At 73.7% G+C, this 25,783-nt stretch carries 20 protein-coding genes; 15 read left to right on the forward strand and 5 right to left on the reverse strand.

Annotation, left to right across the window (positions count from 1 at the left end):
• The first annotated feature begins 68 nt into the window (after window positions 1-68).
• From AXF14_RS01235 to AXF14_RS01250, 4 genes are all read left to right on the forward strand, one after another.
• Window positions 69-2,306: an NADP-dependent isocitrate dehydrogenase gene (locus AXF14_RS01235; RefSeq protein ID WP_084355256.1), complete on the forward strand. Its 2,238-nt coding sequence runs from the start codon at window positions 69-71 to the stop codon at window positions 2,304-2,306.
• Window positions 2,307-2,491: 185 nt separating this feature from the next.
• Entirely contained in the window at window positions 2,492-3,991 is a 1,500-nt protein-coding gene (aroA, locus tag AXF14_RS01240; RefSeq protein ID WP_067943877.1) for a 3-phosphoshikimate 1-carboxyvinyltransferase, read from the forward strand.
• Entirely contained in the window at window positions 3,991-5,103 is a 1,113-nt protein-coding gene (rsgA, locus tag AXF14_RS01245; protein ID WP_067939364.1) for a ribosome small subunit-dependent GTPase A, read from the forward strand. Before aroA ends, rsgA begins: the two co-directional genes overlap by 1 nt.
• A gap of 154 nt (window positions 5,104-5,257) precedes the next feature.
• The gene (locus tag AXF14_RS01250) at window positions 5,258-5,986 is read left to right on the forward strand and encodes a helix-turn-helix transcriptional regulator (protein WP_067939367.1); all 729 of its coding nucleotides are present in this window, start codon (window positions 5,258-5,260) and stop codon (window positions 5,984-5,986) included.
• Window positions 5,987-6,104: 118 nt separating this feature from the next.
• On the opposite strand, the gene AXF14_RS01255 is transcribed toward AXF14_RS01250, so the two are convergent.
• The 3 genes from AXF14_RS01255 to AXF14_RS01265 are packed head-to-tail and all read right to left on the reverse strand — an operon-like array spanning window position 6,105 to window position 10,512.
• Window positions 6,105-7,664: a multicopper oxidase domain-containing protein gene (locus AXF14_RS01255; protein ID WP_067939372.1), complete on the reverse strand. Its 1,560-nt coding sequence runs from the start codon at window positions 7,662-7,664 to the stop codon at window positions 6,105-6,107.
• Window positions 7,657-9,384 carry a hypothetical protein gene (locus tag AXF14_RS01260; RefSeq protein ID WP_236755805.1) on the reverse strand — a complete coding sequence of 576 codons (1,728 nt, stop codon included), beginning with the start codon at window positions 9,382-9,384 and terminating at the stop codon, window positions 7,657-7,659. Before AXF14_RS01260 ends, AXF14_RS01255 begins: the two co-directional genes overlap by 8 nt.
• A 3-nt stretch (window positions 9,385-9,387) precedes the next feature.
• On the reverse strand, window positions 9,388-10,512 hold the full coding sequence (locus AXF14_RS01265; protein WP_236755808.1) for a hypothetical protein: 1,125 nt from the start codon (window positions 10,510-10,512) through the stop codon (window positions 9,388-9,390).
• A 161-nt stretch (window positions 10,513-10,673) separates the two neighbouring features.
• Between AXF14_RS01265 and AXF14_RS01270 the strand changes: the two genes are divergently transcribed.
• From AXF14_RS01270 to AXF14_RS01280, 3 genes are all read left to right on the forward strand, one after another.
• A complete protein-coding gene (locus tag AXF14_RS01270) occupies window positions 10,674-10,973 on the forward strand; it encodes a DUF2249 domain-containing protein (protein WP_067939379.1) in 300 nt (99 codons plus the stop codon).
• Window positions 10,974-11,044: 71 nt separating this feature from the next.
• Entirely contained in the window at window positions 11,045-12,235 is a 1,191-nt protein-coding gene (gene moaA / locus AXF14_RS01275) for a GTP 3',8-cyclase MoaA (protein WP_084355257.1), read from the forward strand.
• 96 nt (window positions 12,236-12,331) lie between these two features.
• Window positions 12,332-12,610 (forward strand): MoaD/ThiS family protein, encoded by a 279-nt coding sequence (locus tag AXF14_RS01280; protein WP_067939388.1) that lies wholly within the window; start codon window positions 12,332-12,334, stop codon window positions 12,608-12,610.
• A gap of 102 nt (window positions 12,611-12,712) precedes the next feature.
• On the opposite strand, the gene AXF14_RS01285 is transcribed toward AXF14_RS01280, so the two are convergent.
• Window positions 12,713-13,162: a molybdenum cofactor biosynthesis protein MoaE gene (locus AXF14_RS01285; protein ID WP_067939391.1), complete on the reverse strand. Its 450-nt coding sequence runs from the start codon at window positions 13,160-13,162 to the stop codon at window positions 12,713-12,715.
• Between the two features lie 297 nt (window positions 13,163-13,459).
• Between AXF14_RS01285 and AXF14_RS01290 the strand changes: the two genes are divergently transcribed.
• From AXF14_RS01290 to mobA, 3 genes are all read left to right on the forward strand, one after another.
• A complete protein-coding gene (locus tag AXF14_RS01290; protein WP_084355258.1) occupies window positions 13,460-14,929 on the forward strand; it encodes a molybdopterin molybdotransferase MoeA in 1,470 nt (489 codons plus the stop codon).
• Between the two features lie 93 nt (window positions 14,930-15,022).
• Window positions 15,023-15,463 (forward strand): cyclic pyranopterin monophosphate synthase MoaC, encoded by a 441-nt coding sequence (moaC, locus tag AXF14_RS01295; protein WP_236756104.1) that lies wholly within the window; start codon window positions 15,023-15,025, stop codon window positions 15,461-15,463.
• Entirely contained in the window at window positions 15,450-16,175 is a 726-nt protein-coding gene (mobA, locus tag AXF14_RS01300) for a molybdenum cofactor guanylyltransferase (RefSeq protein ID WP_067939400.1), read from the forward strand. Before moaC ends, mobA begins: the two co-directional genes overlap by 14 nt.
• A gap of 166 nt (window positions 16,176-16,341) precedes the next feature.
• Here mobA and AXF14_RS01305 read toward each other — a convergent pair whose 3' ends face one another.
• Window positions 16,342-16,950, reverse strand: a complete 609-nt coding sequence (locus AXF14_RS01305; protein ID WP_084355259.1) for a MogA/MoaB family molybdenum cofactor biosynthesis protein — start codon at window positions 16,948-16,950, stop codon at window positions 16,342-16,344.
• 286 nt (window positions 16,951-17,236) lie between these two features.
• Between AXF14_RS01305 and AXF14_RS01310 the strand changes: the two genes are divergently transcribed.
• The 5 genes from AXF14_RS01310 (at window position 17,237) to narI (ending at window position 25,574) form a co-directional block, all read left to right on the forward strand.
• On the forward strand, window positions 17,237-18,577 hold the full coding sequence (locus AXF14_RS01310; RefSeq protein ID WP_084355260.1) for a nitrate/nitrite transporter: 1,341 nt from the start codon (window positions 17,237-17,239) through the stop codon (window positions 18,575-18,577).
• Between the two features lie 166 nt (window positions 18,578-18,743).
• On the forward strand, window positions 18,744-22,433 hold the full coding sequence (locus tag AXF14_RS01315) for a nitrate reductase subunit alpha (protein WP_067939403.1): 3,690 nt from the start codon (window positions 18,744-18,746) through the stop codon (window positions 22,431-22,433).
• Complete coding sequence (narH, locus tag AXF14_RS01320; RefSeq protein ID WP_067939406.1) at window positions 22,433-24,049, forward strand: nitrate reductase subunit beta; 1,617 nt, start codon at window positions 22,433-22,435, stop codon at window positions 24,047-24,049. The genes AXF14_RS01315 and narH overlap by 1 nt, the downstream gene beginning before the upstream one ends.
• Window positions 24,046-24,783, forward strand: a complete 738-nt coding sequence (gene narJ, locus AXF14_RS01325) for a nitrate reductase molybdenum cofactor assembly chaperone (protein ID WP_067939410.1) — start codon at window positions 24,046-24,048, stop codon at window positions 24,781-24,783. The genes narH and narJ overlap by 4 nt, the downstream gene beginning before the upstream one ends.
• Window positions 24,780-25,574, forward strand: a complete 795-nt coding sequence (gene narI / locus AXF14_RS01330; protein WP_067939413.1) for a respiratory nitrate reductase subunit gamma — start codon at window positions 24,780-24,782, stop codon at window positions 25,572-25,574. The genes narJ and narI overlap by 4 nt, the downstream gene beginning before the upstream one ends.
• Window positions 25,575-25,783 lie beyond the last annotated feature (209 nt).

Here is a 25,783-nt window from a genome sequence, read left to right on the forward strand (position 1 = left end):
GGCGGGAGGGACCACGCGCGGCCCGCCCGGCACGGGCGCCGCGCCCGAGGAACCGGGAGACCAACGACGTGACCCAGACCAGCACGAGCAACGAGCAGCCCGACGTCATCTGGACGTGGACCGACGAGGCGCCGATGCTCGCCACCCACTCCTTCCTCCCCGTCGTCGAGGCCTTCACCCGCCCGGCGGGCGTGAGCGTCGGCACCGCGGACATCTCCCTGGCGGGGCGCATCCTCGCCGCCTTCGACCTCGCCGAGGACGACCTCGGCCGCCTCGGCTCCCTCACCCAGTCGCCGTCGGCGACCATCGTCAAGCTGCCGAACATCTCCGCCTCGGTCCCCCAGCTCAAGGCCGCCGTCAAGGAGCTCCAGGCCGCCGGCTACGCCGTGCCGGACTACCCCGACAGCCCGTCCACGGACGCCGAGCGCGACGCCCGCGCCCGCTACGACGCCGTCAAGGGCAGCGCCGTCAACCCCGTCCTGCGCGAGGGCAACTCCGACCGCCGCGCGCCCGGCGCCGTCAAGGCCTACGCCCGCAGCCACCCGCACTCGATGGGCGCCTGGAGCGCGGACTCCCGCACGCGCGTCGCCACCATGAGCGAGGGCGACTTCCGGCACAACGAGACCAGCGTCGTCGTGCCCGAGGCCGGGACCCTCCGCATCCAGGAGCACCCCGCCGACGGCGGCGAGCCGATCGTCCTGCGCGAGTCGCTCCCGGTGACCGCCGGGGAGGTCGTCGACGCCACCCACATGTCCGCCACCGCGCTGGACGCCTTCCTCGCCGAGCAGGTCCGCGCCGCCAAGGCCGACGACGTCCTGCTCTCCGTCCACCTCAAGGCCACGATGATGAAGGTCTCCGACCCGCTCATCTTCGGCCACGCCGTGCGCGCCGCCCTGCCCGGCACCTTCGCCACCTACGGCGAGGAGCTGGCCGAGGCCGGACTGCGCCCCGAGGACGGCCTGGGCGCCATCCTCGCCGGGCTCGACGGGCTCGCCTCCGGCCAGCGGATCCGCGACTCCATCGAGAACGACCTCGCCCAGGGGCCGCGCCTCAACATGGTGGACTCCGATCGAGGCGTCACGAACCTCCACGTCCCCAGCGACGTCATCATCGACGCCTCCATGCCCGCCATGATCCGGGGCGGCGGCAAGCTCTGGGACGCCGACGGGGACAAGGCCGACACCCTCGCCGTCATCCCCGACTCCTCCTACGCCGGCGTCTACGAGGCCGTCATCGAGGACTGCAAGGCCAACGGCGCCCTCGACCCGACCACCATGGGCACGGTCCCGAACGTCGGACTCATGGCCCGCAAGGCCGAGGAGTACGGCAGCCACGACAAGACCTTCCTCATCGAGGTCCCCGGGACCGTCGAGGTCGTCGTCGTCGACGGCGCCGGCTCGCCCGCCGGCACCGTGCTCCTCTCCGACGAGGTCGAGGCCGGTGACATCTGGCGCGCCTGCCAGACCCAGGACGCCCCCATCCGCGACTGGGTCCACCTCGCCGTCACCCGCGCCCGCGCCACCGGCGCCCCCGCCGTCTTCTGGCTCGACCCCGAGCGCGGCCACGACGCCGTCATCACCGGGCTCGTGAGGAAGTACCTGCAGGACGAGGACACCGAGGGCCTCGACATCCGGGTCCTCGACCCGGTGGCCGCCACCCGTCTCTCGCTCGAGCGGATCCGCCGCGGCGAGGACACGATATCCGTGACCGGCAACGTCCTGCGCGACTACAACACGGACCTCTTCCCGATCCTCGAGGTCGGCACGAGCGCCAAGATGCTCTCCGTCGTCCCGCTCATGAACGGCGGCGGCCTCTACGAGACGGGCGCCGGCGGCTCCGCCCCGAAGCACGTGCGTCAGCTCCTCGAGGAGGACTACCTGCGCTGGGACTCCCTCGGTGAGTTCCTCGCCCTGGCCGAGGCGCTGCGCCACGTCGCCGAGGTCTCCGGGAACGCCCGGGCGACCGTCCTCGCCGACGCGCTCGACGCCGCGACGACGACGCTCCTTGAGGAGAACCGCTCACCCGAGCGCCGCGTCGGCGGGATCGACAACCGCGGCTCGCACGCCTGGCTCGCCCTCTACTGGGCGACCGAGCTCGCCACCCAGGCCTCCGACACCGAGCTCGCCGCCGTCTTCGCCCCTGTGGCGGAGCGGATCAAGGCGGACAACGAGCAGATCCAGGCCGAGCTCGTCGCCGTCCAGGGCCACCCGGCCGACATCGGCGGGTACTACCTGCCCACGGACGAGCTCGCCGACGCCGTCATGCGCCCCAGCGCGACCTTCAACGCCGTCATCGACGCGCTCTGAGCGTACCCGCCGGCCAGGGCTCACGGAGTCCGGCCGGTCACGAGCACGACCTCCTCGGACGAGCACGACGCCGAACGCTTCCCCGCCCGTCCGAGGAGGTCGTGCTCGTCGTGAGCCGCGGACACGCGCGGAACGGCGGGCCCGCGCCTGACACAATGGCGGGCGTGACGAGCCAGGAGGAGCGCATGACCGCAGAAACCAACGGCCCCTCCGCCCCCGTGGCGGACCCGTGGCCGGCGCCCACCGCCAACGGGCCGCTCGACGCAGTCATCGCCCTTCCGGGTTCGAAGTCACTCACCGCTCGAGCCCTCGTCCTCGCCGCCGTCGCCGCCGCCCCCACCGAGCTGAGCGGTGTCCTGCGCTCGCGCGACACCGACCTCATGGTCGCCGCCCTCACGACGCTGGGCGCCCGCTTCGAGCGGCTCGACGACGCCGGCACGCGCCAGCGCGTCACGCCCGCACCCCTCCCCCTCCCCGTCACCGCAGGCCCCGACGGCGAGGTCCGCGTGGACTGCGGCCTGGCCGGCACGGTCATGCGCTTCGTCCCGCCGCTCGCGGCCCTCGCCACGGCCCCGGTCACCTTCGACGGCGACGACGGCGCCCGGCTGCGCCCACTCGGTCCCGTCCTCGACGCCCTCGCCGCCCTCGGCGCAGAGGTCACGTGGCTCGGCGAGCCCGGGCACCTGCCCGTGCACGTCGGCCCGGGCCAGGGCCGCCTCCTCGCCCCGGCGAGCGAGCCGCAGCGCGTCACGGTCGACGCCTCCGGCTCCTCCCAGTTCCTCTCCGCCCTGCTGCTCGCCGCGCCGCTCGTCCCGGGCGGGCTCGCCCTCACGCCCACCGGGCACGTCCCCTCCCTCCCCCACGTCGCCATGACGGCGGCGAGCCTGCGCGAGCGCGGCGTCGTCGTCGACGAGCCCGCGCCGGAGGCCCCCGAGGGAGGACGCACCTGGACCGTGCACCCGGGGCGCCCCGCGGGTGGCGCCGTCGCCATCGAGCCCGACCTGTCCAACGCCGGCCCCTTCCTCGCGGCGGCCCTCGTCGCCGGCGGGTCCGTCACCGTGCCCGACTGGCCCGCCTCCACCACGCAGGCCGGTGACGCCTGGCGCGATCTCCTCCCCCGGCTCGGCGGCCGGGTGACCGTCGCTCAGGCCGACGACGGCGGCCTCGCCCTCACCGCCTCCGGCGACGGCGCCGCCTGCCTCACCGGGATCGACGCGGACCTCTCCGCCGTCGGCGAGCTCGCGCCGACTGTCGCAGCCCTCGCCGCCCTCGCCTCCGCGAACGGGCGCGCCAGCCGGCTCACCGGCATCGCCCACCTGCGCGGGCACGAGACGAACCGCCTCGCCGCCCTCGTCACCGAGATCCAGCGCGTCGGCGGCGCCGCCCGCGAGACCGCCGACGGCATCGAGGTCGACGCCCTGCCCGCCGGCGCCGCGCTCCGCCCAGCGGTCCTGGAGACCTACGCCGACCACCGCATGGCGACCTTCGCCTCCCTCCTCGGCCTGGGGATCCCGGGCTGCGAGGTCGTCGACGTCGCCTGCACCTCCAAGACCCTCCCGGACTTCCCCGTCATGTGGTCCACCCTCCTCACCCCGAGATCGGGACATCCTGACCGCGAGATCGGGACATCCTCACCTCGAGATCGGGACGTCCCGAGCCGAGTGCAGAACGAGGAGGCACGCTGATGGCCCGCCGCGACACCGGCACCGACGACCCCCGCGTCCGCGTCCGCCCCAACCGCCGCGGCTCACGCCCGCGCACGAAGCAGCGCCCCGCCCACGAGGACGCCGTCATCGGCATGGTGACCCGCATCGACCGCGGCCACTACCGCATCCGCCTCGAGGACCCCACGCTCACCGAGGACGGCTCCGGCGACATCACGGCGATGAAGGCCCGCGAGCTCGGACGCGGCAAGGTCGTCGTCGGGGACCGCGTCGGCGCCGTCGGCGACGTCTCGGGCCGCAAGGACACCCTCGCCCGCATGGTCCGCGTCGAGGAGCGCCGCACCCTCCTGCGCCGCAGCGCCGAGGACGGCGACGCCGCCGGCACCGAGCGACCCGTCGTCGCCAACGCCGAGCTCCTCGTCATCGTCACCGCCGTCGCCGACCCCGAGCCGCGCCCGCGCATGATCGACCGCTACCTCGTGGCCGCCTACGACGCCGGGATGGAGCCCTTCCTCGTCCTCACCAAGTCCGACCTCGCCGACGCCGGCCCCCTCCTCGCCCTCTACGAGCCCCTCGGGGTCGTGTCCGTCGCGACGCACCTCGAGCGGGCGGTCCGCGAGGCCGGGCCCGACGGCGCGGCCGCGGGCACCGGGGTCGATGCTGTCCGCGAGCGCATCGCCGGCCGGACGAGCGTCTTCGTCGGTCACTCCGGCGTCGGCAAGTCGACCCTCATCAACGCCCTCGTCCCCGAGGCGCACCGCGTCACCGGGCACGTCAACGAGGTGACGGGCCGCGGCCGGCACACCTCGACGAACCTCCAGGCGGTGGCCCTGCCGGGCGGCGGCTGGGTCATCGATACCCCCGGCGTGCGCTCCTTCGGCGTCGCCCACGTCTCCAGCGCCGACGTCCTGCGCGGCTTCCCAGACCTGGCCGAGGTGGCCGAGGACTGCCCGCGCGGCTGCACCCACGAGGAGGGCGTCATCGACTGCGCCCTGGACGAGTGGGCCGCCGCCACCGACGTCGAGGCCGCGGTGCGCGAGCAGCGCGCCAGCCGCGTCGCCTCCTTCCGCCGCCTCCTCGCGCCCTCGCTCGAGGCGGAGGACCCGACCATCCCGACCGGCCACCACCGCTGAGCACCGGGAGCACCGCGCACGTGGGGCTCCGGGCGCCGGGACGATGCCGGTTCCGTGACAATTCCGACGCTCGAAGTCGCGCGATGACGGTGCTCACCGCGCGTTCTGGGACCTTTTTCCAGTCCGACGACGTGACAAAGGTTAGTCTGGTGGCATGCCAGACGCCCCCACGCGACTCCCGCGCCCGTCCTGGGCGGACCTCTCGGCCCGCTCGGACCTGTCGGTGGCGCGCCGCAGGGTCCTCGAGACCATCGAGTCGGCCGACGAGCCGATGACGGCCGCCGACGTCGCCGAGAGCCTCGACCTGCACCACAACACGGTGCGCGAGCACCTCGACGCCCTCGTCGAGGCCGGCTTCGTCGAGGTCTCCACCAAGCCGACCGGCCGCCGCGGTCGCCCCGCCCTGCGCTACGCCTCGACCGCCCCGGACCCCACCCAGGTCCTCGACTCCTACCTCACCCTCCTCGACGCCATCGTCGACACGATCGGCACGGGACCGCAGGCCCAGGCCCTCGCCCGCGACATCGGCCGCCGCTGGGCGCAGCTGACGCCCCTCGCGGAGGGCGACGCGGCGACGGTCGCCTCCCCGGACGCGCTCACGCGCGCGACCGCGCTCCTGCCGGACCTGTCGACAATGGGCTTCGCCCCGGACGTGACCGGCCAGGAGATCATCCTCAAGGCATGCCCGCTGGTCACGAAGGACCGCGTCCCGCACCCGCTCGTCTGCCTCATGCACGAGGGATTCCTCAACGAGGTGCTGGCGGAGCAGGGCCGTGCGCTCAACCCGGCCAACGACGCCGGCCCCCGGACCCGCCTGTCCGTCGTGCCGCTCGTGGCCGACGGCTGTCACGTCCTCGTCGCCGACGAGCCGGCGAGGGCCTGAGGCCACCGGATCACGCGCGAGGGGCGCGGACCATCACGGTCCGCGCCCCTCGTGCGTTCTCAGGCCCTCCGGGCTCACGGGCTCCCGGACGCCCCCCTGAGACGGCGGCCCGCCGGGCTCAGTCGCTCGCCTTGAGGATCCCCTTGGCGCCCTTCTCCATGTCGGCGAAGGCGTGGGTGACGATCGAGTAGCTGCCGGCCGCGGGCACCTCGGCCTCGACGAAGCCACCCTGCGCGGGCTGCAGCGCGAGAGCCTGCGAGCCTCCGTGCCAGGCGCGTCCGAGGTCGTCGGGGCCGCCGAGCAGGTAGGCGCCCTCGGAGAAGACGGTGTCGAACTGGAGCCCGACGACGTGGAAGGAGCTCGGCAGGGAGGGGCCGGCGTCGAGCACCCAGAAGCGCACCCGCTCCCCTGCCTTGGCGGGCAGGGGCTCGAGGGCGTACTGGAAGGCGACGCCGTTGAAGCTCATGAGGTCCGGCGTCTTGGCGGCGATCTTCGCGGTGTCCGGTGCGCCGCCCTCGGGGCCGAGGTAGGTCTCGGACTGGATGAGGAGGTACTCGCGGTCGACGTCGGCCAGGCCGTCGGGGTCGATGATGACGGCGCCGTACATGCCGGCGGCCAGGTGCTCGCTCATGGGCGCGGTCGAGCAGTGGTAGAGCCAGATCCCCGAGTGCTGCGCGGTGAAGCGGTACACGAGGCTCGCGCCCGGGTCGATCGACCGCATGGCCTCGTCCGGGGACACGATGCCGGCGTGGAAGTCGATCGAGTGGCTCATCTCGCCCTCGTTGACGAGGGTGATCTCGAAGGTGTCGCCGACGTGCCCGCGCAGGACCGGGCCGGGGGCCGTGCCGTTGTAGGTCCAGCGGGTCTGCGTGACGCCGGCGCCGACGTAGGCGCCCTGGACCTCGGTGACGGTGAAGGTCTCGGAGTGGGTCGTGCCCGCGGGGGCCGGGGCGAGGGCGGCGTCCCACGGTGTGAAGCCGTCGGGGAGCGCCGCGGAGAGGTCGGGGACGGCGTCGGATCCTGTGGCCGACGCGGAGGCCGAGTCCGTGGCCGAGGCGGCGGCGCTCGCGCCGGAGGCGGTGACGTGGAGGACCATGCCCTGGGCACGGTGCCCGGCGATGGAGCACCAGCCCTCGACGGGCCCGGGGATGACGCCGGCGTCGACGCTCGCGCTGGCCCCGGCGGCGACGCGGCCGGTGGTGACGGTGGTGCCGTCGACGTCGAGGACGAGGTCGTGGACCTGGTCGGCGGTGTTGTCGAGGGTGAGGACCAGACGGTCGCCGACCTCGACGGAGACGGTCGCCGGGACGAAGCGCATGCCGTCGACGGTGATCGTCTGGCGGACGGTCCGCCCGGTGGCGGTGACGCCGCTCGAGCCGCTCGCGCTGGAGCCAGTGGTCGAGGTGCCGCCGTTCTCGTGGGCGGCGTAGGCGGAGCCGACGACGACGGCCGCCCCGGCGGTGACGAGGCCCATGAGGGCGCCGCGGCGGTCGGTGGCGCGGGCGGCCTTGCGGGCGGCCTCGGTGTCCTGCGCGGAGGCGGCGGCCCGCCCGCGGCCGACCGCGGGGGCGGTGCCGGAGGTGACGGCGCCGTGGCGGGCCGCGCGCGGGGTGGGCGTGCCCGCCTGCTGTACCTGCGACTGGTCCTGGGGCTCGGTGGGCTTGTTCGTGTCACTCATCAGTGGGCTCCTCGGTGGAGGTGGTCGCGTCCTGCGGGGCGGCGTCGTCGCCGTCGGCGGGGCGGGTGGAGAGGGCTGCGGGGTGGTCGGCCCCATCGGACGTCGAGGTGGGTGCCGCGGGTGCTTCAGGTGCGGACGGTCCCGCACCGGCCTGCGCGAGGCGGGCGAGGTCCGCCAGCGGCATGCTCGCGGCGGCGCCGCCGGGGCGAGCGGTGGGGATGATGCGCTGGCCCACGACCGGCCGGGCGCCCGGCGCGCCGACGGCGGGCCCGCCCACGGGCGCCCCGGCTCGCGGCGAGAGCCCGCCGACGGGCAGCATCGTGCCGCCCGTGGCGCCCTGCGGCGGGCCGACGGGGATGGTGACGGCGACGACGTCGTCGTCCTTCCTCCGGGAGCGGCGGACGAGCTCGCGGCCCGACAGCCCCATGCCGACGAGGACGTAGCAGGCGACGGCACCGGCGACGAGGGCTGCCGTGGCGCGCACGGGCCACTTGAGGAAGGGCAGCACGGCGAGCAGGAGGCAGGCGTTCGTCGCCGTGACGCGGTAGGCGGCGGCTCGGTCCATGATCGCGTTCGTCGCGCGCGTGGTGGCCGGGCCGCCTCCGAGCATGACGGGCGTGAGGTAGGACAGGGCCGCGGCGAGGACCTGGAGGGCGAAGCCGGCCCCGAGGGCGACGCGCACGCCGTGGATGACGTCGCGGGCCCCGGAGGCCTCGCCGGCGAGTGCGATCCCGACGCCGATCCTCACGACGCAGGCGAGGAACCAGGCGACGGCGGCGGCCGCGGAGGCGGAGGCGAAGGAGGTCGGCGGGACGCGCCGGGCGGTCCTGAGCGCGGGGACGACGACGCCGCAGGCGCCGGCGAGGTAGACGAGGGCGCCGATCGCGGCGAGCGGCGCCCACAGTCCCGAGCAGGCGAGCAGGACGGTGCCGACGACGATGACGGGCAGTCCGCGGGTGGTCCAGCGGGTCGCCTCGGGCTCCATCTTGGTGCGCAGCATCGTCGGCCAGAGCACGGTGAGGGTGCCGAGCACGGTGGTGCCGACGAAGCCGAGGAGCATCGTCATCGTGTGGGAGACGTAGAGGACGTCGGCGAGCCGGACGGCGCCCTTGGTCTCCGCCCAGCTCGTGAGGTAGCCGAGCGTCGCGCCCACGGCGAGGAGGAGCAGGGCGACGGCGTAGTGGATCGCGAGCGCGGCCAGGCGCGGGGCGACGGCGCGCCGGTACTGGACGCCGATCGCGAGGACGCCGGCGAGCGCGGCGAGCATGACGACGGTGACGCCGACCATCGCGAGGACCTGCCGGCCGGCGGTGATGCCGATGAGGACGAGGAGGCTGCCGGCGCTGTGCGCGTAGAGGCGGGCGTCGAGGAGGGCCGCGCCGCCGAGGGCCGGACGGTGCAGGAGCGTGTCGGCGAAGTGCGCCGACCAGATGGTGATGGCCGCGCCGATGCCGCCGAGCAGGAGGGTGTGCAGCGGGAGCCACTGGCCCAGGCTCGCGAGCGGCCCGGCGAGGACGAGGAGCGCGAGGACGGCGGCTGCGACGACCCAGGCGAGGACGACGGCGTTGCGCCGGACCTGGGTGTTGCGGCGGGTGTGACGCTGGGCGGGCAGGCGCTGGGTGCCGGGGGTGGCGAAGCCCGCTCCGGGCCCGGTCTTGGCCGAGGCGGGCTGCTCGCCCGGGCGGCCGGGTCGTCCGGGGACGGCGACGGTGATGGACACGGGTCAGGACCTCCTGATGGAGCCGGCAGCCAGGGCGCTGACGACGACGATGGCGAGGAAGACGAGGATCGCGGCGACGCCGAGGGCCCCGCCCGTCTGCCACGGTCCGACGGCGCCGACGGTGAGGCCGATGACGCGGGCGGCGAGGCTGAGGTGGAGCAGGGCGTAGGGCAACCACATGAGCGGGTGGTAGGGCAGGCGCCGGTGGACGATGGCCGGGACGATCGTCGGGGCGTGCGCCAGGATCATGGAGAAGGCGTAGCCCAGGGCGAGGCAGTGGATGACGATCTCGTAGGCGGTCCCGGTGCCGCCGTCGATGCCCTCGAGGGTCCACACGACGCCGGCGAGGGCGAGCCAGACGTAGCCGGCCAGCATCGACGCCGCCATGAAGCGCGGGCCGCCGGTGGAGCGGACTGTGCGCCGGGCGACGTCGTAGTAGGCCATGACGACGGCGAGCGCGAGGAGCGCGGGCCCGAGGAGGAGGTGCGCGGCGGCGGTGACGGGCAGGAGGCAGGCGGCCAGGAGCGCGAGCACGGACAGGCCCCGGACGGTGCCCTCGACGCCGTCGCCGAGGAAGGCGACGCGGGCGAGCTCGAGCCGCTCCCCCACGATGGTGAGGACGGGGAAGAGGAGCCAGAGCGGCACGGCGGCGGGCACCGCCTGCGCGGCGTCAGCGCCCGTGGTGCCGGCGGCGAGCCACTGCAGGTCGCCGAGGGCCAGGGCGATGGCGCCGAGGGACTCGACGTCCCCGGCGACGGAGGGGGCGCGCCGGTGGACGGCGACGTAGATCCCGCACAGGGCGAGGGCACCGGCGAGGACGACGACGCGGCCGAGGAGCGCGGGGGCGCCGGCCAGGAGCAGGAGGCAGCCGAGGGCGGAGCCCAGCGGCGCGAGGAAGGCCCAGGGGGCGCGGGCGGCGACGGCGCGCTCGAGGGCGATGACGGTGCCGAGGAAGCCGACGAGCATGAGGGGGCCATGGAGGTCGGAGAGCTCGGCGCCGCTCACGGGCGAGGGCATGTCGACTCGCAGGAGGGCGGCGTCGAGGCCGGCGAGGAGGCAGGCGGCGCCGAGGAGGAGGCAGATGAGCCGGGGCCAGACGCGGGTCGTAGGGACCTCTGCGCTCTTCAACACACGCACCCCTCTGTTTTTCACAAGATCAACCGTAATAAAGTACTCATGTACCGGGCAATGCTCTCACGACGCGCTCCGCCTCACGTCGGACGTCGAGGAGGCCCGCCCACCACCGGCCGCGTTCCAAGCGCGGGCCCCCGCAGACGAGAGGAACCTCAATGAGCGAGAACCCGAACCTCATCCCGATCCAGGAGAAGAACTCCGGCGGCTGCACCTGCGGCGAGCACGACTCCGGTCGCCTCACCCTCGACGCCCGCGAGATCCCGCACCGCCTGCGTCACGCCGCCGTCATCGGCGCCGCCTCCTCCCTCAACGTGGGCGAGGGCTTCGACCTCGTCGCCCCGCACGTCCCCACCCCGCTCCTCGCGCAGATCGACCAGCTGCCCTTCACCTTCCAGCACACCCTGCTGGAGCAGGAGGACGGCTTCGCCCGCGTCGAGATCCTCCGCGTGGCCTGAGCCCCACGAGTGTCCACCGGACGCCCGTCCCCGCCCGTGGCGCGGGACGGGCGTCCGGTTATCCTCGCCCCATGACCTCCACCGACGTCCGCACCAGGACCCCGCGCACCGCCCCCGTGGCGCTGCCGGCGCCGCTGCGCCGCGACGCCGTCGCCGCCCCCTGGTCCCCAGACCAGGTCCCTGAGGTCCCGACGACGGCGGACGGCGCCGTCCCCGACCGCCTCACCGACCGCCTCGGGCGGACGGTGCGCGACCTGCGTCTGTCCGTCACGGACCGCTGCAACCTGCGCTGCACGTACTGCATGCCCGCCGAGGGCCTCGAGTGGCTCCCGAGCGAGTCCCTCCTCACGGTCGAGGAGCTGGGCCGTCTCGCCCGCATCGCCGTCGAGCGCCTCGGCGTCGAGAGGATCCGCCTCACCGGCGGCGAGCCCCTCATGCGCCGCGACCTCGAGGACATCGTCGCCGCCGTCGCCTCGCTGCGCACCCGCCGCACCGGCGAGGCCCCCGACGTCGGCGTGACGACGAACGGTCTGGGCCTCGACAAGCGCGCGGCGGGTCTGCGCGCCGCGGGCCTCGCCCGCGTCAACGTCTCCATCGACACCCTCGACCCCGTCGAGTACGCCCGCGCCACGAGGCGTGACCGCTTCGACGACGTCCTGCGCGGCGTCGCCGGCGCCCAGGCGGCGGGCCTGGACCCGATCAAGGTCAACGCCGTCGCCATGCCGGGGACGGTGGAGCGGCGCGCCCCCGAGCTGCTCGGCGAGTGCCTGCGCCGCGGCTGGCACCTGCGCTTCATCGAGCACATGCCGCTCGGTCCGCGCGAGTCGTGGCGCCCCGAGGACGTCGTCGGCGTCGCGGACGTGCTGGAGTCGCTGGCCGCGGCGGGCTACGAGCTGACGGAGATGGGCCGCCCCGACCGCCGTCCCGCGGCCCTGTGGGACGTCGCCGCGGGCACCGACCGCTGGGGGAACGAGCACCCGGCCGGCCGCGTCGGCGTCATCGCCTCGGTGACGGCCCCCTTCTGCGAGGACTGCGACCGCACCCGCGTCACCGCGGACGGGCGGCTGATGACGTGCCTGTTCTCCTCGACGGAGACGGACCTGCGCGGGCCGATGCGGGCCGGCGCCACGGATGACGAGCTCATCCGGATCTGGGCGGGCGCCACCTGGCACAAGCCGCTCGGGCACGGCACGGACGAGCCGTGGGAGGCGCCGGACGGCTTCGTCCGCCCGTCCCGCACGATGTCCGCGATCGGCGGCTGAGCCCGCCGATCGCCGTGCGGCACCGGTTGCCGGACCGCGCGGGGCGCCGTCCGCGTCACCACTCCCCCATCCACCTGCTTCGAGCTAGGAGCCCCGTTGAGCACTGAGTCCTCCGCCGGGACGATCTCGGTCGAGATCCACTACTTCGCCGCCGCGGCCGAGGCCGCCGGCCGAACCGAGGAGCGCCTCGACGTCGCCGAGGGCACGACGCTGGCGGCGCTGCGCGAGCAGCTGGCCGGGCGCGGTCTGGCGATGGCGAAGGTCATCGGGGTCTCGAGCTACCTCGTGGGCGCCCTGTCGACGCCGCCGGACTCGCTGACGCCGCTCGCCGACGGCGTGCGGGTCGACGTCCTCCCGCCTTTTGCGGGCGGCTGAGCCCGCACCTCCCGCTGCTCGACCGTCAATGCGTCGCTCGACCGTCTGATTTCCAGAAATCAGGCGGTCGAGCGATGCATTGCCGGTCGACGGCGCAGGGGGTCAGGCGATGTTCGACCACTCCTTGGAGCCGTCCTCGAAGAGCTGGTGCTTCCAGATCGGCAGGCGCTTCTTGACCTCCTCGACGGTCTCGCGCAGCGCGTCGAAGGCGGGGGCCCGGTGGTCGGCGCTCACGGCGACGCCGAGCGCGGTCTCCCCGATGCGCAGGTCGCCCACCCGGTGGACGACGGCGACGGCCCGCAGACCCGGCCTGGCGGCGACCTCCTGCGCGATGGTCCGGACGATCTCGTCGGCGCTGGGGTGCGAGGAGTAGGTGAGGCCGATGACGCCGCGCCCGCCGTCGTGGTCGCGGACGACGCCGTCGAAGCTGAGGACGGCGCCGGCGGCCCGGTCCTCGACGGCGGCGGCGAGCTCGGCGACGCTCACGGGCTCGCTCGTCACCTCGGCGCGCACGACGCGCGCGCTCTCGCCTCCGGCTGACTGGTCGCTCACGGGCTGTCCTCCTGGTCGCGGTGCGGGTGCCCCGCGACGCTACACGTACAGGCAGCGCCGTGACAGCCACGCGCCCGAGACGTCCGCGACGACGTCACCGGCGCGCCGCCCGGCCCGCCGCCACCCGGACCTCCACCGGACCCACCGGCCCCTCCCGGCAGGGCGGACGTCGCGCACGCCCGGACGGCGGGCATGATGGGCCCCTGAGTGCGGCGCCCCGCCGCCCGCGCCCCACGGCGGCCGAGGACCGCCGCCGCTCGTCGGAGCGCGATGACCACTGACCGAGGAAGGGACCCGATGCCCGAGCTGCTGCCGCTGGAGGACTACGTCGCCGAGGTGCTGGCCTCCCTCACCCCGCTCGAGCCCGTCGAGGTGCCGCTCGCGCGCGCCCACGGCCTCGTCCTCGCCGAGGACGTCACCGCCGCGCTCCCGGTCCCGCCGTGGACGAACTCCTCGATGGACGGCTACGCCGTGCGCGCCGCCGAGACCGCCGGAGCCTCCCCGGAGCACCCGGTCCTCCTGCCCGTCGCCGGCGACGTCCCCGCGGGCGTCGCCCCGGAGCCCCTGGCCCCCGGCACGGCGCAGCGCATCATGACCGGCGCGATGCTGCCCGAGGGCGCCGACGCCGTCGTCAAGGTCGAGGACACCGACCAGGAGCCCGGCCACCACCCGCTGCCCGAGCGCGTCGGGATCATGGCCGAGGTCGCCGTCGGGATCGCGACCCGTCACGCGGGCGAGGACGTCGCCGTCGGGGACCCCGTCATGGCCGCCGGGACCGTCCTGTCCGCCACCGCGGTCTCCTCGCTGGCGAGCGTCGGCCGCGGCACCGTGCGCGTCCTTCCCCGGGTGCGCGTCGCCGTCGTCTCGACGGGAGCCGAGCTCGTCGACCCGGGCGAGGCCCTGCCGACCGGCGCGATCCCAGACTCCAACAGCCTCCTCATCGCCGGCCTCGTCGAGGAGAACGGCGAGACCGTCGCGAACGTCTCCCGCTCCGGCGACACCGCCGAGGCCCTCTCCGCGGTCCTGGCGCAGGCGGCCGACGGCGCGGACCTCATCGTCACCTCGGGCGGCGTCTCCGCCGGCGCCTTCGACCCCCTCAAGATGCTCGCCGACGCCTCCCGCGAGGGCTCCGAGGCGGGCGCCGGCGTCGCCCTCGCCTTCTCCAAGGTCGCCATGCAGCCGGGCAAGCCCCAGGGCCACGGCACCGTGCGCGCCTCGGACGGCCGCGAGGTGCCGATCATCATGCTGCCGGGCAACCCGGTGAGCGTCCTCGTCTCCTTCACGACGATCGTCGCCCCGGCCCTGGCTCGCCTCGACGGGCACGACGGTGTCGCTCTCACCGCCGCGGGCCCCACCGACGGCGCCGGCACCGCCCTCAGCCCGGCCCGCGCGGGCGCCGCCCTGCCGGTGCGCACCCGAGCCGGCATCTCCTGGAGGACGGCGGGCAACCGCCGCCAGCACATCCCGGTGCGCCTCATCGAGCGGCCCGCGGACCTGCCCGAGGGCACGGACGCCTCCCCCGAGGACGTCTGGGTGACCCGCTGGGTGGCGCCGACGCACCGCCTCGGCTCGGGCTCGCACCTCGTCGCCTCGCTGCCGGCGGCCCAGGCCCTCGCCGTCGTCCCCGCGAACACGCCGAGCGTCGAGCCGGGCGACGAGGTCGGCCTCATCGCGCTCGCCTCGCCCGCCGCACCCGGCGGCGCGCACCTGCCGGTCCGCGCCAGCGCCCCCGTGCCGCCGCGCGCGCCCGAGCAGCCGACCGTCTGACCCGCCCGACCCGTCCGACACGCCCAGGAGACCGTCGTGACCGACCCGTCCCAGACCCGCCTCACCCACCTCGACGACGCCGGCGCCGCCTGCATGGTCGACGTGACCGCGAAGCAGCCGACCGTGCGCACCGCGAGCGCCACAGCCTTCGTCGCCTGCGCCCCGGGCATCGTGGCCGCGCTGCGCGACGGGACCGTCCCCAAGGGCGACGTCCTCGCGGTGGCCCGGATCGCGGGCATCGCCGCGGCGAAGAAGGTGCCGGACCTGCTGCCGCTCGCCCACGTCATCGGCGTCCACGGCTGCTCGGTCGACCTCGCGGTCGAGGACGAGGGCGTGCGGATCGAGACGACGGTGCGCACCGCGGACCGAACCGGCGTGGAGATGGAGGCCCTCACGGCCGCGACCGTCGCCGGCCTCGCGATCGTCGACATGGTCAAGGGCGTCGACCGCTCGGTGGCGCTGCGCGAGGCGAAGGTGACCGCGAAGTCCGGCGGCCGCTCGGGCGACTGGGTCCGTCCCGATGGCGCCGTCTGAGGCCTCGGCTCCGACGCGGCCCTCCTCCCCCGACGACGCGTCCCGGGCCGTCGACGTCGTCGTGCTCGCGGGCGGGACGGGGCGGCGCCTCGGCGGCGCCTCCAAGCCCGACGTCGTCGCGCGCGGTGAGCGCCTGCTCGACCACGTCCTCAACGGCCTCTCCCGCCTCGACGGCTCGGACGGCGGGCTCCCGCTCGGCCGCGTCGTCGTCGTGGCGCCCGAGGAGGTCGAGCTGCCCGCGGGCGTCCTGCGCGCCCTCGAGGACCCGCCGCTCGGCGGTCCCGTCGCCGGGCTCGCGGCCGGCCTCCTCGCGCTCGTCGGCGACGCCGACGGCACTGACGGGCCAGCGCCGCTCACCGCCGTCCTCACCTGCGACGCCCCGGACTCGTACCGGGCGCTGCCCCCGCTCCGCACCGCGGCCCTCGACGCCCGGGAGCGCGACGGCGCCGTCGCCGTCTCCTGCCAGGGCGAGGACCGGCACACGCAGTACCTCCTCGGCGTCTACCGCACGGAGCGCCTGGCCGCCGTCGTCGCCCCGGGCGGGCAGCCCCTCCGGGACGTCGCCGTGCACCGGACGCTGCGGGCCCTCGACGTCGTCGAGCTCGCCGAGGACGCCGTCCGCACCGCCTCACTGGACCTCGACACCTGGGAGGACGTGCACGCCTGGGAGCGTGCCGGCGGAGATCCTTCCGACGGCGCGTCCGCCCGCTGAGCACACGAGGACCGTTCATACCGCTGGCACGCGGGTGCGTCCCGACGACGCCCCGTGCGCACGGGTCCGGACCCGGGCGCACGGGGCGCGCGCAAGACCCGCAGGGACGACGGAGCCGCCCGGCGCCGGAGGGCGCGGGGCGGCTCCTGATCGGTGTCGCGACGACTCAGTGGTCACCGCCGCCGAGCTGCTCGAGGACGTGCGGGACGAGCGGACCGATGACGGCCACGGTGTCCTTGACCCCGCCGCGCGAACCGGGCGCGTTGACGACGAGCGCACCCGCCGAGTCGCGGGAGGTGACGCCCACGAGCCCGCGGGAGAGCCCCGCGAGCGGCGTCTTGGCCAGGCCGTAGGAGCGCACCTGCTCCTCGAGGCCCTCCAGACGGGTCTCGAGCAGCGGCGCGGTGCCCTCGGGCGTGAGGTCGCGCGGCGTGACGCCGGTGCCGCCGGTCGTGAGGACGACGCGCGCCCCCGCCGCGACGGCCTCTCGGATCGCCTGGGAGACGGACTCGACGCCGTCGGGCACCACCTGGAAGTCCTCGACGAGGACGCCGTGCTCGGCGAGCAGGCGCATGGCGAGCGGGCCGGAGAGGTCCTCGCGCGCACCGGAGGCGCAGCGGTCGGAGACGGTGATGACGGCGCCGCGCACCTCGTGGTCGAGGGGCTGCAGGCTCTTCTGGACGACCTCGTCGGCGCTCGGCTGGGAGCCGGGTCGGGCGCCGTCGCCCGCACCGCGCTCCGAGCCGCCGTGGGCGTGCTCGTGGGAGTGACTCATGGGCGTCACGCTACCCGGGCGGCGACGCGGCCGAATAGCGAAGTGCTCTCTTGTTTAAAACTCAGGTAGCCGTGAGAAATGCGAGGGTCCGCAACCCGCGTCCTGCCAGGGGAAACACGCCGTGGTCATCGAGATCATCGACCCCGTGCATCATGTGCCCAGCACTCGCCGTCGGCCGCCTCGCCGACGGCGCCGCCAACGGGATCCGGGACCGCGCCACGCACCGACGCGCGACCGTCCGGAGCCCACCGCATCGTCAGCACCCCAACACTCACCAGGAGACCACATGAGCAGTGAGATCCCGCTCGACACCTCGGGGAAGGTCCTCAAGGGCTGGAACCCCGAGGACCCGGAGCACTGGGACTCCACGATCGCCTGGCGCACCCTGGCCATCTCGACCTTCTCCATGGTCATCGCCTTCTGCGTCTTCTTCCTCGTCTCGGCCATCGCCCCGAAGCTCAAGCTCATCGGCTTCGACCTCACCAAGGGCCAGCTCTACTGGCTCACCGCCATGCCGGGCCTGTCCGGCGGCCTCATCCGCCTCATCTACATGTTCCTCCCGGCCCCCATGGGCACGCGCAAGCTCATCGGGATCTCCTCCCTGCTCTACCTCATCCCCATGGTCGGCTGGTTCTTCGCCGTCCAGGACACGAGCACCCCCTACGCCGTCCTCCTCCTGCTGTCCTTCCTGTGCGGCATCGGCGGCGGCACCTTCTCCGGCTACATGCCCTCGACCGGCTTCTTCTTCCCGAAGCGCCTGTCGGGCACGGCCCTCAACCTCCAGGCCGGCATCGGCAACCTGGGCATGTCGATCATCCAGATCGTCGGTCCCTGGCTCATGGGCTTCGGGCTCCTCGGCATCACCTTCATCGCCCCCCAGCGCCAGGCCGGCAACGAGGCGATCTTCGTCCACAACGCCGCGATCTTCTTCGTGCCGTGGACGATCCTCGCCGCGATCCTCGCCTTCGCCTACCTCAAGGACGTCCCGGTCAAGGCGAACTTCCGCCAGCAGATCGACATCTTCTCCAACCCGAACACGTGGTACATGACCATGCTCTACGTGCTCACCTTCGGTCTCTTCTCCGGCTTCTCCGCCCAGTTCGGCCTCCTCATCAACAACACCTTCGGCGCCTCCTCCTCGCTCGCGACCGCCGGCTTCAAGGACCTGCCGCTCGGCGCCACCTACGCCTTCCTCGGCCCCCTCATCGGCTCCATCGTCCGCGTCGCCTGGGGCCCGCTGTGCGACAAGCTCTCCGGGGGCCTGTGGACCTTCGTCTCCGCCGTCGGCATGGCCGTCACCCTCGGCTGGGCGGCCCTCTACCTCCACCCGACCGACCCGAGCCAGTTCACGCCCTTCCTGTGGGCCATGCTCCTCATGTTCTTCTTCGCGGGCATCGGCAACGCCGGCACCTTCAAGCAGATGCCGATGATCATGCCCAAGACCCAGGCCGGCGGCGCCATCGGCTTCACCGCCGCCATCGCCTGCTTCGGCCCGTTCTTCGTCGGCGTCGCCCTGTCCTCCATGGACGCCGCCACCTGGTTCTGGATCTCCGCCGCCTACTCCGCGCTGTGCGCCGTCGTCTGCTGGATCCGCTTCGCCCGTCCGAACGCCCCCTTCCGCGGCTGAGCCCACCGGCCGGCGCGTCCCCGCGCGGGGCGCGCCGGCCGTCACCCGTCCCGCCGCCACCGACCACACCACCGCACGTACGAGAGAAGGACCTCGATGAGCACCACCGTCCACGAGCCCCTCGTCCCCTCCGACGACACCCCGGTCGAGAACGCCACCGGCCTGTTTGTTCTCCCTGGGCTCCTACCTCCGCAAGGGCAAGGCCTCCAAGGACGGCCGCCGCCTCTTCCTCGAGGGCGGCCGCGAGGCCGACACCTTCTACCGGCACCGCTGGAGCCACGACAAGATGGTCCACTCCACCCACGGGGTGAACTGCACGGGCTCCTGCGCCTGGGAGGTGTACGTCACCGACGGCGTCATTACCTGGGAGAAGCAGATCACCGACTACCCGACCACCGGGCCGGACATGCCGGAGTACGAGCCCCGCGGCTGCCCCCGCGGCGCCGCCTTCTCCTGGTACACGTACTCCCCCACGCGCATCCGGTACCCCTACGTGCGCTCCGTCCTCCTGGACGCCTTCCGCGACGCCCGCGCCCGTCACGACGGCGACGCCGTCGCCGCCTGGGCCGAGGTCACCGGGAACCCCGAGACCGCCCGCGCCTACAAGTCCGCCCGAGGCAAGGGCGGCATGGTGCGCGTCGGCTGGGACGAGGCCATGGACATCATCGCCGCCGCCTACGTCCACACCATCCGCACCTGGGGCCCGGACCGCTGCGCCGGCTTCTCCGTCATCCCCGCCATGTCGATGCTCTCCTACGGCGCCGGCGCGCGCTTCCACGAGCTCATCGGCGGCACGATGCTCTCCTTCTACGACTGGTACGCGGACCTGCCGCCGGCCTCCCCGCAGGTCTTCGGCGACCAGACCGACGTCCCTGAGGCCGGCGACTGGTACAACTCGCAGTTCCTCATCATGTGGGGCTCGAACCTCCCGGTCACCCGCACCCCCGACGCCCACTTCATGACCGAGGCCCGCTACCACGGCCAGAAGGTCGTCGCCGTCTCCCCGGACTACGCGGACAACACCAAGTTCGCCGACCAGTGGCTGCGCGTCGCCCCCGGCACCGACGGGGCGCTGGCCATGGCGATGGGCCACGTCATCCTCAAGGAGTTCCACGTCGGCCGGCGCGAGCCCTACTTCCTGGACTACATGCGCCGTCACACCGACGCGCCCTTCCTCATCGAGCTCGACGAGCGCCCCGAGGGCGGCTACGTCCCCGGCCGCTTCATCACCGCCGACGGCGTCGACGGCGTCGCGACCGACGCGCCCAAGAACGCCTTCCGCCCCCTCGTCTGGGACCGCGAGCGCGGCCCCGCCGACCCCGGCGGCACCCTCGCCGACCGCTTCACGCCCGAGGGCGAGGGCAGGTGGAACCTCCTCATGGAGGGCGTCGACCCGATCATGAGCATCGACGACCTCTCCGGCGAGCGCGAGGTGCTGCCCACCGAGGTGCTCCTCCCCCGCTTCGACCTGCCCGCCTCCGAGACCCCCACGGGCTCCGTCGGCGGAGGAGTCGTCCACCGCGGCGTCCCGGCCACGCGCCTGGCGGACGGCCGCCTCGTCACCACCGTCTACGACGTCCTGCTCGCCAACTACGCGGTCGAGCGTCCGGGCCTGCCCGGGCAGTGGCCGACCGGTTACCAGGACGCCACGGTCCCGGGCACCCCCGCCTGGGCCAGCGAGATCACCGGCGTCGCCGGGCCCGCCGCCATCCGCGTCGCCCGGGACTTCGCGCAGAACGCCGTCGAGTCCAAGGGCCGCTCCCAGGTCGTCATGGGCGCCGGGATCAACCACTACTACCACGCCGACGAGATCTACCGGACGATCCTCGCGCTCACCTCCATGTGCGGCACGCAGGGCGTCAACGGCGGCGGCTGGGCCCACTACGTCGGCCAGGAGAAGGTCCGGCCGATCGCCGGGTGGTCCATGTTCGCCTTCGCCCTGGACTGGGCCCGCCCGGCCCGCCAGATGATCTCGACCGCCTTCTGGTACCTCACCACGGGCCAGTGGCGCTACGACGACACCCCCGCCGACCGCCTCGCCTCACCCCTGGGCGCCGGGGACCTCACGGGCAAGTCCACCGCGGACACCATGGTCGAGTCCATGAAGCGCGGCTGGATGCCCTCCTACCCGACCTTCAACCGCAACCCGTTGCTCCTCGGCCAGCAGGCCGCCGAGGCCGGGATGAAGCCCGCCGAGTACGTCGTCGACCAGCTGAGCAAGGGCGAGATGCGCTTCGCCTGCGAGGACCCCGACGCCGAGGAGAACTTCCCGCGCATCCTCGCCTCCTGGCGCACGAACCTCCTGGGCTCCTCCGCCAAGGGCACCGAGTTCTTCCTGCGCCACATGGTGGGTGCGGACAACGACGTCAACGCCGTCGAGACCCCCGAGGACCGCCGCCCCACGTCGATGACCTGGCGCGAGGCCCCCCAGGGCAAGCTCGACCTCATGTGGACCGCGGACTTCCGTAACACCTCCACGACGCTGCACTCCGACGTCGTCCTGCCCGCCGCGACCTGGTACGAGAAGTACGACCTGTCGACGACGGACATGCACCCCTTCATCCACTCCTTCAACATGGCGATCAACCCGCCGTGGGAGGCGCGCAGCGACTTCGACATCTACCAGCAGCTGGCGCGCATGGTCTCGGAGTGGGTGCCGACGTACCTCGGCACCCAGACCGACGTCGTCGCCGCCCCGCTGTCGCACGACACCCCGGACGCCATGACCATGGCGCACGGCGACGTGCGCGGCCTGCCCGAGGGCTGGGTCCCGGGCGTCACGATGCCCAAGCTCGTCCCCATCGAGCGCGACTACACGCAGGTCCTCAACAAGTTCAACACCGTCGGCCCGCTCGTGGAGACCCCCGGGATCCCCGCCAAGGGCATCATGCTGGTGGCCGACAAGGAGATGGAGAAGCTGCGCCGCGCCCACGGGACCGGCACCGGCGCGGGCGAGGACCGCCCGCTCATCGACACCCCCATCAAGGCCGGCGACGCCGTCATGCACATGTCCGGCGCCACCAACGGCCGACTCGCCACCCAGGGCTGGGGCACGCTGTCCAAGCGCACCGGCACCGAGCTCGTCGAGCTGAGCGAGGAGGAGGCCGGCAAGCAGGTCACCTTCGCGGACACGCAGGTCAAGCCGCAGTCGGTCATCACCACCCCGGAGTGGTCCGGCTCGGAGCACGGCGGGCGCCGCTACAGCGCCTTCGTCGTCAACGTCGAGCACCACAAGCCGTGGCACACGCTCACCGGCCGTATGCACTACTACCTCGACCACGACTGGATGCGGGACATGGGCGAGTCCCTCCCGCAGTTCCGCCCGCCGCTGGACCTGGCGAGCCTCTACGGCGAGCAGGCCCCCGGCACGGTCTCCCAGTCCGGGGCCGGCACCGCGCAGGTCGCCGTCCGGTACATCACCGCGCACAACAAGTGGGCCATCCACTCCCAGTACTACGACAACCTCCACATGCTCACGCTGGGCCGAGGCGGTCAGACCATCTGGATGAGCCCGCAGGACGCCGAGAAGATCGGCGTGCGCGACAACGAGTGGGTCGAGGCCTACAACCGCAACGGCAACGTCGCGGCCCGCGCCATCGTCTCCCACCGCATCCCCGAGGGCATGGTCTTCATGCACCACGCCCAGGAGCGCACGATGAACACCCCGCTCACCGAGGAGTCCGGCCGCCGCGGCGGCACGCACAACTCGCTCACGCGCATCGTGCTCAAGCCCAGCCACTTCGCGGGCGGCTACGCCCAGCTGTCCTACGCGTTCAACTACATCGGCCCGACCGGAAACAACCGTGACGAGGTCACGCTCATCCGCCGCCGCGTCAACCAGGAGGTGACCTTCTGATGAAGGTGATGGCCCAGATCGGCATGATCATGAACCTCGACAAGTGCATCGGCTGCCACACGTGCTCCGTCACGTGCAAGCAGGCGTGGACGAACCGCGAGGGCACCGAGTACATGTGGTTCAACAACGTCGAGACCCGTCCCGGCGTCGGCTACCCCAAGGGGTGGGAGGACCAGGACAAGTGGAAGGGCGGGTGGAGGCGCACCAGGAACGGGCGCCTCGTCCCCCGCGGCGGCGGCCGCCTGCGCAAGCTCGCCACCATCTTCGCCAACCCGGACCTGCCCGGCGTCGAGGACTACTACGAGCCCTGGACCTACGAGTACGACAAGCTGCTCTCGGCCCCCAAGGACTCCCCCGCGCTGCCCGTGGCCCGCGCCAAGAGCCAGCTCACCGGCGACTACATGTCGAAGATCGAGTGGGGCCCCAACTGGGACGACGACCTCGGCGGCTCCATGGAGACCCTCGCCGAGGACCCGGTCCTCGCCGGCATGAACGAGAAGGTCCGCACCCAGATCGACCAGACCTTCATGTTCTACCTGCCGCGCATCTGCGAGCACTGCCTCAACCCCACCTGCGTCTCGGCCTGCCCGAGCGGCGCCATGTACAAGCGCGCCGAGGACGGCATCGTCCTCGTGGACCAGGACCGCTGCCGTGGCTGGCGCATGTGCGTCTCCGCCTGCCCCTACAAGAAGGTCTACTTCAACCACACGACCGGCAAGGCCGAGAAGTGCACCCTGTGCTACCCGCGCCTCGAGGTCGGCCAGCCGACCGTCTGCTCCGAGACCTGCGTCGGTCGCCTGCGCTACCTCGGCGTCCTCCTCTACGACGCCGACCGCGTCTCCCAGGCCGCCGCCGTCGAGGACCCCCAGGACCTCTACATGGCCCAGCGCGAGATCCTGCTCGACCCGCGCGACCCGGAGGTCATCGCCTCCGCCCGCGCCGAGGGCGTCCCGGAGACCTGGATCACCGCCGCGCAGGAGTCCCCCCTGTGGGACCTCATCCAGACCTACGAGGTCGCCCTGCCGCTGCACCCCGAGTACCGCACCATGCCGATGGTCTGGTACATCCCGCCGCTGTCCCCCGTCGTCGACGAGGTCGCCGCGGCCGGCATGGACGCCGAGGACCACCGCGTCCTCCTCTCCGCCGTCTCCGACATGCGCATCCCGCTGGAGTACCTCGCCGGCCTGTTCACCGCCGGGGACACCAACCCCGTCGAGAAGTCGCTGCGCCGCCTGGCCGCCATGCGCTCCCACATGCGCGACGTCAACCTCGGCAACGAGCCCGACCCGGCGATCGCCGCGTCCGTCGGCACCACCGGCGAGAGGCTCGAGGCCATGTACCGCCTCCTCGCCATCGCCAAGTACGACGACCGCTACGTCATCCCGACCAACAAGCCCGAGGTGCCCCGCGGCATGGAGGCCATGGGCGAGGACGTGCGCACCCTGCTCGGCGACGGCGCCCCCGAGGCCTGCCACACCGCCGACGTCGCCTCCTTCCACGGCCAGTCCGGCACGGGACGCGTCGCCCTGCCGATGCCCTCCGTGCGCCACGACCCGGTGCCGGCCGCCGGCCCGGGCCTGGCGGGGGTCGGCTCCAGCGGCGGGGGCCTGGCATGACCACCTTCGTGCGCGCCCCGCGCGTGCTCGCCGCCCCCGAGCCCGTGGCCGTCACCTCGGCCCAGCGGGCGACGACCCACATGATCGCCTCCCTCCTCCTGGACTACCCCGAGGAGGGGACGGTCACGGACCGGCTCGACGCCTCCGAGGCCGCCCTCGCGGGCCCGGACGCGCCCCCGGAGCCCGTGGCCGCCGTGCTGCGCCGCTTCATCGCAGCAGCCCGCGACCTGGGGCCCCGCGGGCTGGCCGAGCACTACGTCGAGACCTTCGACCGGCGTCGGCGCTGCTGCCTGTACCTCACCTACTACGCGGTGGGCGACACCCGGCAGCGCGGCTCCGCGATCCTCGCCTTCAAGGAGGCCCTCGCGGCCGCCGGCTGGGAGATGACGAACGACGAGCTGCCGGACTACCTGCCCGTCGTCCTCGAGCTCTCGGCCCGCTCCGGCGACGAGATCGCCGACGTCCTCCTGTCCTCGCACCGTGAGGGCATCGAGGTGCTGCGCGCCGCCCTCACGGACGCGCACAGCCCCTACACGGACCTCGTCGAGGCCGTCTCGATGACGCTGCCGGAGATCGACGGGGCCACCGCGGACCGCATCCGCGCCCTCGTCGCGGCCGGACCGCCCACGGAGACCGTCGGCGTCACCGACACCCTGCCCTTCCCGACCCTCCCCGTCCGGAGCGCCCTCACCGGGCTCGCTCCGGCGGCCGCCACCCAGGAGACCCGCTCATGAGCACCTTCGAGTCCGCCGTCCTGTGGACGGCGCTGCCCTACGCGTCCCTCGCCCTGCTCGTCGTCGGGCTGGTCTGGCGCTACCGCACGGACCAGTTCGGCTGGACGAGCCGCTCCTCGCAGTGGAACGAGTCGGCGATCCTGCGCTGGGCGAGCCCGCTGTTCCACTTCGGCATCATCTTCGTGGCCCTCGGTCACGTCATGGGCCTGCTCATCCCGAAGACCTGGACCGAGGCCGTCGGGATCCCGGAGCACGTCTACCACCTCATGGCCATGATCCCGGGCTCGATCGCCGGCCTCATGACCCTCGTGGGCCTCGCGGGCCTGCTGTACCGCCGCTTCGTCGTGAAGTCGGTGCGCTTCGCCACGAACCGCAACGACAAGGTCATGTACTGCTTCCTCCTCGTCCCGATCCTCCTGGGCTCGTGGGCGACGATCACGACGCAGCTCATGGGCGGCCTCCACGGCGGCTACGACTACCGCGAGACGATCAGCCCCTGGCTGCGCTCGGTCCTGTCCTTCCACCCGGACACGGCGCTCATGGCGGATGTGCCGCTCGCCTTCAAGCTGCACGTCGTGGCGGCCTTCCTGCTCTTCGCGGTCTGGCCCTTCACGCGCCTCGTCCACGTCGTCTCGGCTCCGGTCGGCTACGTGACGCGCCCCTACGTCGTCTACCGCACCCGCGAGGCCTCGGTCTCCGCCGCCCCGGTCAGGCGCGGCTGGGAGCCGGTGCGCACGCAGGGCACCGGCAACCAGGGCTCCGACGACGTCGCCCCCTCCCGCGGCGCCTGAGCGCGGAGCCGCCGGACGGCCGGGCACCCACCTCACGGCGGGGCGCCCTCCTCACGGAGGGCGCCCCGCCGTCGTCGTGCACGGACGGCGGGAGCCGCCCGGGGTCCACGGGCCGGTGTCCGAGGGCACGCAGGAACCGGATTCTCACTTGTGCCTCCCGTAGGATTCGCTCGGCTCTGCGTCCTCACGCACCCCAGCGTGCAGGAGAG

The organism is Actinomyces radicidentis, assembly GCF_001553565.1.
GTDB lineage: Bacteria > Actinomycetota > Actinomycetes > Actinomycetales > Actinomycetaceae > Actinomyces > Actinomyces radicidentis.

What these genes read in the sequence shown, in the direction of transcription:
- aroA (WP_067943877.1), top strand. Translation starts at nt 2,492, where the DNA reads ATGACCGCAGAAACCAACGGCCCCTCCGCCCCCGTGGCGGACCCGTGG.
- rsgA (WP_067939364.1), top strand. Translation starts at nt 3,991, where the DNA reads ATGGCCCGCCGCGACACCGGCACCGACGACCCCCGCGTCCGCGTCCGC.
- AXF14_RS01250 (WP_067939367.1), top strand. Translation starts at nt 5,258, where the DNA reads ATGCCAGACGCCCCCACGCGACTCCCGCGCCCGTCCTGGGCGGACCTC.
- AXF14_RS01255 (WP_067939372.1), bottom strand. Translation starts at nt 7,664, where the DNA reads ATGAGTGACACGAACAAGCCCACCGAGCCCCAGGACCAGTCGCAGGTA.
- AXF14_RS01270 (WP_067939379.1), top strand. Translation starts at nt 10,674, where the DNA reads ATGAGCGAGAACCCGAACCTCATCCCGATCCAGGAGAAGAACTCCGGC.
- moaA (WP_084355257.1), top strand. Translation starts at nt 11,045, where the DNA reads ATGACCTCCACCGACGTCCGCACCAGGACCCCGCGCACCGCCCCCGTG.
- AXF14_RS01290 (WP_084355258.1), top strand. Translation starts at nt 13,460, where the DNA reads ATGCCCGAGCTGCTGCCGCTGGAGGACTACGTCGCCGAGGTGCTGGCC.
- moaC (WP_236756104.1), top strand. Translation starts at nt 15,023, where the DNA reads ATGGTCGACGTGACCGCGAAGCAGCCGACCGTGCGCACCGCGAGCGCC.
- mobA (WP_067939400.1), top strand. Translation starts at nt 15,450, where the DNA reads ATGGCGCCGTCTGAGGCCTCGGCTCCGACGCGGCCCTCCTCCCCCGAC.
- AXF14_RS01305 (WP_084355259.1), bottom strand. Translation starts at nt 16,950, where the DNA reads ATGAGTCACTCCCACGAGCACGCCCACGGCGGCTCGGAGCGCGGTGCG.
- AXF14_RS01310 (WP_084355260.1), top strand. Translation starts at nt 17,237, where the DNA reads ATGAGCAGTGAGATCCCGCTCGACACCTCGGGGAAGGTCCTCAAGGGC.
- narH (WP_067939406.1), top strand. Translation starts at nt 22,433, where the DNA reads ATGAAGGTGATGGCCCAGATCGGCATGATCATGAACCTCGACAAGTGC.
- narJ (WP_067939410.1), top strand. Translation starts at nt 24,046, where the DNA reads ATGACCACCTTCGTGCGCGCCCCGCGCGTGCTCGCCGCCCCCGAGCCC.
- narI (WP_067939413.1), top strand. Translation starts at nt 24,780, where the DNA reads ATGAGCACCTTCGAGTCCGCCGTCCTGTGGACGGCGCTGCCCTACGCG.